Annotated in this window: 6 protein-coding genes; 2 read left to right on the forward strand and 4 right to left on the reverse strand. The window is 65.8% G+C overall.

Annotated features, from left to right (window positions below; genetic code table 11):
- Nucleotides 1-215: 215 nt before the first annotated feature.
- Nucleotides 216-629, forward strand: coding sequence for a hypothetical protein (locus U0177_RS28335; protein ID WP_409574052.1), 414 nt, complete (start codon nt 216-218; stop codon nt 627-629).
- Nucleotides 630-652: 23 nt separating this feature from the next.
- Nucleotides 653-2,767 carry a WD40 repeat domain-containing protein gene (locus U0177_RS28340; RefSeq protein ID WP_409574053.1) on the forward strand — a complete coding sequence of 705 codons (2,115 nt, stop codon included), beginning with the start codon at nt 653-655 and terminating at the stop codon, nt 2,765-2,767.
- Here the strand turns inward: U0177_RS28340 and U0177_RS28345 are convergent.
- The 4 genes from U0177_RS28345 to U0177_RS28360 all read right to left on the reverse strand — a co-directional run bounded on the left by U0177_RS28345 (nt 2,764) and on the right by U0177_RS28360 (nt 7,264).
- Nucleotides 2,764-3,186 carry a DUF2721 domain-containing protein gene (locus U0177_RS28345; protein WP_409574054.1) on the reverse strand — a complete coding sequence of 141 codons (423 nt, stop codon included), beginning with the start codon at nt 3,184-3,186 and terminating at the stop codon, nt 2,764-2,766. The genes U0177_RS28340 and U0177_RS28345 overlap by 4 nt on opposite strands.
- A 434-nt stretch (nt 3,187-3,620) precedes the next feature.
- On the reverse strand, nt 3,621-5,864 hold the full coding sequence (locus tag U0177_RS28350; RefSeq protein WP_409574055.1) for a hypothetical protein: 2,244 nt from the start codon (nt 5,862-5,864) through the stop codon (nt 3,621-3,623).
- A gap of 222 nt (nt 5,865-6,086) precedes the next feature.
- A complete protein-coding gene (locus tag U0177_RS28355; protein WP_409574056.1) occupies nt 6,087-6,503 on the reverse strand; it encodes an arsenate reductase ArsC in 417 nt (138 codons plus the stop codon).
- Nucleotides 6,500-7,264: a hypothetical protein gene (locus tag U0177_RS28360; protein WP_409574057.1), complete on the reverse strand. Its 765-nt coding sequence runs from the start codon at nt 7,262-7,264 to the stop codon at nt 6,500-6,502. Before U0177_RS28360 ends, U0177_RS28355 begins: the two co-directional genes overlap by 4 nt.
- Nucleotides 7,265-7,572: the final 308 nt, after the last annotated feature.

Raw genomic sequence — 7,572 nt, forward strand, 5'->3', positions numbered from 1 at the left:
TTCGGCAGAGCGGTACTATCCTGTGTATTGTATGCGGTTTTTCCGCGCGGAAAAACCGCGCTGCCGCAGGCGAAAACGCGCCGCTTGAGAAAGCCGAATAGCGCAAATGCGTAACTCCTAGTACTATAGGCAACAAGTTTGAACCACGCCACAGCGTGGAAAACGCTGGCCTGCTACGTTTACTCTTATATACACCCCATCTTCAAGGAGCGCCTATGACTACCCCACAGCCGCCTACTTCGACGCTTGTCGCGATCCGCGCGGCGCACCACGCCGAGGCAACACCGCAGTACGACCGGGTGGTGTTCGAGTTCAACGGCCCAATCCCACCCATGCTCGTCGAATATGTCAAGCAGCTGATCGCCGACGGCTCGGGTCTGCCGGTGCCAATCGCCGGCCGCGCGATCGTGCTGGTGCAGCTTTCGCCCGCGCAGGCGCACGACGACGCCGGCCAGCCGACCGCGCCAGCCCGCCTTGCAACCAGGCTGCCGGTTGTGCGCGAGATCGCCAGCGCCGGCGATTTTGAGGCCGTGGTAACATACGGCATTGGCCTGGCGAAAAGAACCTATACGCGCATGCGCACGCTGGAAAACCCCAGCCGGCTGGTGATCGATTTCCTCGTGGTGTAGCGGCAGCTGAAAGAAGAGGGCGTATGGAATTGCCTGCTGGCTGGGCGAGCCGCCGGCTCGTGCGTATGCTGTTCGGACTGTTGAGTACGCTGGCGCTGCTGAGCTGCGCCGCCCCGGCCAATCCACCCGCCGCCGGTGTCGCCGCTACCGCGACCGCGCCGCGCGCCGCCGCCACGGCGCTGCCTGCTCCTACCAGCGCGCCGCGCGCCACCGCCACGGCGCCTGCCCAACCCGCGCTGCCCACCAATGCCCCACCCCCCGCCGCCAGCCCGGCGCCTACGCCGCCCACTCCCAGCGAGCACGAGGCAAACTTCGCCTGGCCGATCGACGCGCCGACCTTCCCCACGCGCGAGATCGCCGCCGACAACCTGGCCGAGCTCAAGCTCTTTCGCTCGCTCGGCATTGGCTCGATCCGGGAGGCCGCCGCCGCGCCGGCGGGCAGCATAATCGCCCTGGCTACCAGCGCCGGCCTGGCGCTGCTCAAGCTGCCCACGTTTGAGCTTGTGAGCTTCGAGCCCGGCAGCCTCGGCCACGCCGCGCTGAGCCCCGACGGCCAGCGCCTGCTGGCGGATACGGCCCTGCTGCGTACCGCCGACGGCTCCAAAATCGCCGCGATTGCGGGCGATCTGCCGCGCTTCAGCCGTGATGGCCAGCTGCTCGCCACGCGCTCCGCGCAGTCGCCGGCGCGCACCGATATCTGGCGCAGCGCCGACGGCAGACAGATCCAGAGCATTCCCGGCGATAGCGCCACGTTCAGCCCCAACGGCCAGCTTGTGGCCAGCCGCACCGATGCCGATGTGCGCGTGCTGCGGCTGGCGGATGGCCAGCCCGGCCGCATACTGCCGGTGCTCGGCAGCACAGTGAAAGACCTGGCCTTTAGCCCCGACGGCCAGCAGCTGCTGGTGGCGCTGGCCAACGAGCTGCAAACCTGGCGGATCGCCGACGGCCAGCTCGTCGCCAAACTGCCGATCAATCACGCAGCAGAGCCCGGCTTCGCTGGCCAGGGCGGCGAGCTGGGCGAGAAGGTGGTGCTGAGCCCCGCCGGCGACCTGTTTATGTCGGTGGTGGTTGGCTCCGGCGAAGGCTACAGCTACACCATCGAGCTGCACAGCACCGCCGACGGCCAGCCGGTGGCAAAGCCGGCCTGGGGCGCAATCAGCGCCGAGAACTTCCGCTTCAGCGACGACGGCACAGCAGCGTCGGGCTGGAGCAACGAACGCACAATTTCGTTCAGCTCGCGCGATCAGGTAACGCTGCTCGATCTGCGCACCCAGGCACAGGCGACGCTCACGCTGCCGTACTTTACCCAAGCCACGTTCAGCCCCGACGGCCAGACCCTCGCCAGCGCGGCGTCGAGTTCGACCGTAGGCCTGTGGAGTGTGACGGAAGGCGTGCTGCAGCAATCGCTCGGCCCGGAGTGTACATGGGGCCAGTACGATCTGCTGTTCGCGCCCGACAGCCGGCGGCTGGCCGGGCGCTGCATCGCCGTGCCACCATACGGCGATCAAAGCGAACAGCTGGCGCTGTGGGATCTGCCGGCCGACGGGCGCGAGCCGCCGGGCTGGAGCAAGCAACTCGCCGCGATCAACGCGTATGCGCCTGCCGGCAAGCTGCTCGCCACCGACAGCGCGGGCAGCGCGCTGGTCGATGCGGCAAGCGGCAGCACGATTCCGCTGAAGCTTACGGGCGTTGCGGCGGCGGCGTTCAGCCCTAGCGGCGCGCTGCTGGTGGTGGGCGATACGGCCGGCACGATCCACCTGCTTGGCGCCGCCGACGGCGCCGAGACCGGCGTGCTCGAGGCGGGTAGCGGGGTAAGCTCGCTGTTCTTTAGCCCCGATGGCGCGCTGCTGGGCGCGCGCCGCGCCGACGGGCTGGTGCAGATCTGGCGGATGGGCGAGAGCGCGCCATTCGCGAACGTGGGGGCCAGCGCCGAAGACAAGCTGCTGATCAGCGGCGATAACCAGCTGCTGATCAGCAGCGGCCCCAGCGGCGTGGCGTTCTACCGCCTGAGCGACGGCAAGCTGCTGCACCGGCTCAACGGCGCGGCCGAGGGCGTTGCAATCGGCCCGCACCGGCGCGCGCTGGCGATCGTGCGCAACGGCCAGATCGAGCTATGGGGCATCATAACCGCCGATTAGGCCGGCGCGCCGGCCTCGCGCTCGCGCTCCAGCTCGTCGATATCGGCGATCTGCAGCGTGAGCGCGTCGATCGAGACGTGGATCTCGCGTAGCGACAGCCCCAGCGAGGCCAGCAGCAGCAGCAGGCTCAGCCCGAAGATCCACTTGCCAACCTCGGCGTAGCCGGCGAACAGCGTGAACATCGACAGCACGCAGCCAAAGAAGCTGGCCACGCCAAACGTCTGCATCCGGCGAATAATGCCGATGCGGTAGCGCAGGTTGCGTAGCTGCCCCGCGATGCGCGCCTCGGGCTGCGAGCGGTAGCGGCCATACAGCTCGCGCGTCAGCGCGGCCAGCGTCAGAAAGCGGTTGGTGTAGGCCAGCAGCAGCAGCGAGATCGCCGGGAACAGCAGCGCGGGCGTGGTGACGGTCAGCTCCATAGCGTCAGCACCTCCTCGATACGATACGGCCGCGCTGAGTATAGCACCGCAAAGAAATTTCGGGCGCGGCAGTGCCGCCCCTGAAATTTCTATTGGTATGCCCTGCCCGGCGAAGCCGGGCAGGGCATACCAATCGGACAAACGCAGTTATGCCGTTCGCCTTCCCGAAGCCGTGCATGGTGCCTGCGGCAGCACGGTACTTTTGCTCATCGTGTGTCCATTTTCCGCGCTGCGCGCGGAAAATCGATACGTGATCAAGCGAAGATCGTATAATACCAAATTAAGCGATCACGCACACTTTGGTGGGGGTTTGGGGGCGGCTTCGCCGCCCCTTCTTTTCTTGTGCGGCGCCCGGCAAAGCCGGCGCAGAAAACACAAGTAATCAAACGGAGTTGGTATAAGTCCTAAAAGAAAGAGATCAAACGGAGTTGATATTACTGCCGCGACAGCGGCAGATACAGCTGGTTGGCCGGCGCCAGCAGCAGCTTCCACGATTTCAGCAGCTGGCGTAGCGCCTCGGGCGAGTTGGTTGGCGTGGTGTGGCCGGCCTGGTCGAACTGGCTCAGGCCGTGGCAGTTGGCGCACACGCGCACCTCGCCGGGCTGGAACGTCAGCCAGTAGCGCTCGCGCACCACGCCGGTGCCGGCGGCGTCGGTAAGCTGCCAGGTCATCGCGCGGCGCGCCGGCACAAACGCCGCCAGCGAGCCGTCGGCCGCCACCGACACGCTGCCGGCCGGGCCTTTCGAGAGCCCGTTCAGCATCCGCGCAGTCGAGTCGTGCATTGGCTGCGCCAGCACGCGCCGGCCGGGGTTCGGCGTGCTGCTGCAGCAGCCCGTCCAGCCGCGCAGCTGGTCGGCCTGGAAGAACTGCGCGTAGGCTACGTCGTAGATCTTGCCGGGCGCGCCAGTCGTCTGGGTGCCGCCGCCGGCCACACGCAGGTTAAATGGCTGCTGCTTGTCGAGGTCGTCGCGCACGGTGACATTGCGGCTCACCACCAGCGCCAGGCCGCGCTGGGCCAGGAAATCGCGCAGCGCCGCCGGGTCGACCCCAACCTGCTGGAAGATCGCCTGCTCGGGCGGCGGCAGCTGGGCGGCCAGGCGCTGCGGCCGCGCCACCGGCCGCACCTCCACCGGGCTCAGCTCCCACAGGTTGCCCGAGAACTGCACCAGCGTGTCGGGGTCCCAGTAGCTGATGCTCTTGGCGATGCCGTCGGTGAGCGCCTGGCCGGCCACCCAGTAGTCGCCATTTTTCACCAGCGTCTTCAGCCGGAAGTCGTAGGCCGAGGCGTGCGGGCCGCCGCCCTTCAGCTCTTCGCCGGTGTAGGCGGTGTGCGCGGCCACCAGCGTGCCGTCGCTCAGCACCAGCGGGTCGCGGTAGTGCCCCGAGTGGTTCGGCGTCGCGGTGGTGCTGGCGGTGTCGCGGTGCGTCACGTATGTCACGGCAATATGGTCGGCGTCGGTGGTCGGCGGCGCGTCGAAGCTCACAACCTGCCCCGAGGCGTGCGTGCCAAACTCGGGCGCGTCGATCGCGTAGAAGCGGCCGGGGTGCTGCGGGTCTTCGGCGAGCTGCAGGGCGTTCTCGAGCCGGTTTGGGTTGAAGCGATTATACTGGCCGTAGTACTCGACCAGGTTCGCGTCGTCGGTGAGGCTGCGCGCGATGTAGCCGTGCAGCTCGTGCCGGCCAAGGTGGTTCAGCACCTCGGACTCGCTGCCGTCCTCGTTGATCTGCCAGGGGAAGAACTGGTTGAAGCTATGCCCGGCCAGGTTCGTGCCGGCCAGCAGGTCGGTGCGCGTGCTGCGCGGCTCGGGGAACACCTCGGCGCGGCTGTTCAGGCGCGCCGCGCCAGCCGACTCGTCGGCGTAGTTGAAGGTGCCGTAGCTGCCGCTGCCCATGGCGTCGGCGTCGGCCTGCTGGTCGCGCTGCAGGTGATCCCACTGGGTAAACACCACCCGCCCGAAGCTGTCGATCAGCGGGGTGAAATCGCCCGAGGGCGCGTGGTTCAGCAGCCGCAGATCGCCGCTGGCCGGGTCGAGGCTCCACAGCCCCGAGTTCGTCGGCGCCAGCTCGTACTCGTCGAGCTGCGGGTACAGGTGCGCCGAGCCGTCGCGCGGCCTGTCCGAAGTGAAGATAATCCGGTCGTCGGTGCCGTAGATCGGGCTGATGTTGTTGAAGCCGGCCGGCTGTCGCGGCACCTTTGTGATCACTGGCGTGTCGCTCGGCCCGAGCCCGCTGATCTCGTAGAGCTGCCAGTAGAAGGTTGCGACCTGGTACTGCTGGGTTGGCGCGCCCACCACCATGCTGAATATCGCCTTGCTGCCATCCCAGTACACCGCTGGGTCGCGCACGGCGATCGCGCCAGCACCCTGCATGCCGGCGCTGCCATAGCCGGCGGCGGCCGTCAGGTTCTTCAGCGAGCCGTCAGCGTAGCGGATCCAGAGGTCGCCGCCGCGCGCGACCGACTGCATGTCGGCGTGGTGGTTGCCGAACACCGCGCCGATGGTGGTGAAGTCGGCGCGGATCGGCACCTGGGTGACGAACAGGATCGGGTAGGTGGTGGCAGGCCCGGCGGCGCTGGCGCGCGGCGCGGCGGCCGCGCTGGCCAGCCCGATGGCCAGCAAGGCAAATACGAGCAGCCGTGAGAGCGGGCGCGCGGTTGGGAGCGCACGGAATGATGGCACGATCGCACCTCGTCGATTGAATTGTGAGCGCACAAGTGCAACGGCTGCGTCCGGCGGGCGGCGAACGCATTTCGTTCAATCATACGGGGGCGATCGGGTTTGTCAAGGCACCCATTTGGGCTATTTGCCGCGGCGCTGTTTGCCCGCGTGTGGCTTTTGCCGCAGCAGATAAAGAAATTCCGGCGGCACGAAGCCCGCAGATCTGCTACTACAGATCTGCTACTACTCACCCTCGGCGAGCCACGCGCGCAGGCGCGCCTCGATCGCATCGCGCACCACAACAAACGTCGCGAGCCGCTCGGCCTCGGCGCCCTCGGCGGCGGCCGGGTCGGGGAAGCTCCAGTGAATGCGCCGCGCCGGGCCGGGGAACAGCGGGCATGTCTCGGCGGCGCTGTCGCAGACGGTGATCACATAGTCGAAGGGCTGCGTCAGGTACTCGTCGAGCGCCTTCGAGCGATGCCCGCCGATGTCGATGCCGCGCTGGCGCATGGCCGCGATCGCCAGCGGGTTGACCTGGGTGGCGCGCGTGCCGGCGCTGAGCACCTCGTAGCGGTCGCCGGCCAGCGCGCGCAGCAGCCCCTCGGCCATCTGCGAGCGCGCCGAGTTGGCGGTACACAAGATCAGGACGCGCTGTTTCACTCTTTCGATCCTTTCAAAAGTAATAATAAGTGCCCGATACGTACATCTAGCTGACGCAAGGTTTGCTCAAAGGCCTGGTCTTGCTCCAACGGCGAGCCCGTGGTGGCGGCCGGGTCGGCAATGCTCCAGTGCGCCTGCACTGCCGCAGCGGTAAAAGCCGGGCACACCTCACGCACACGATCACATACTGTAATCGCATAATCGAAATGCTGGCCTACAAACTCGGCGATATCTTTCGTGCGCTGATCGCCAACATCAATACCAACCCGTTCCAGCACGCGAACAGCCGCCGGATGAATAGCTGTAGGCTCGCTGCCAGCGCTACGCACCTCAATTGCTCCGTGGCTGCGTGCTCGCATGATCGCCTCTGCCATCTGCGATCGTGCGCTATTGTGTGTGCATAAGAATAATACTCGTGGTCGACAAGGCTCGGTAGCCACTGCGAGCGCTTCGGCTGGCGCTCCGAGCAGCGCGGGGTGCAAACCCAACCCGACCGCCCGATAGTTCGTACCCAAGCAGTCAAGATCGAGCTGGTAGTAGCTGTCGCGCCCATCAGCATCACTGCGCCGCTCGTTCAGTAACCCCGCAGCACGTAGCAGGCCCACGTGGTAAGAGATTAGGTTGGCTGACTGTTGTAGTTCGATTGTCAGGTCGCTTACGCGACAGTCACTAAGCGCAAGGCGCCTGATTATCTGCCAGCGCAGATCATGTGCCAGAAGCTTAAACAGATGGTTTGAGGTGAGCGGTGTATCTGCATTCATATTATATCAAAATAAATTAGAACAATATATTTTGTATTATAAGCACAGCTAGTATATTGTCAATAGGCTGTGGCCGGGCTAGCGCATGAGGCTATAAACATCTTCGCTGTTCGCTTATAAGTGCCGTTCGCCGTTCGGTTCCAGGGACACCGTTGTACAAAAAGAAAGTCGGGGATGGCGAAGCCACTCCCGAACTCTGACTATAATCAAGCGAATAACCGGATTTATTAGGAATTACGCAGTTGGCGCGCTCAGCCTGCGGCAGCATGGTACTCAGCCATCGTTGCGTGTGCGTTTTTCCGCGCTCT

This window comes from Kouleothrix sp. (genome assembly GCF_046328425.1).
Lineage (GTDB): Bacteria > Chloroflexota > Chloroflexia > Chloroflexales > Roseiflexaceae > Kouleothrix.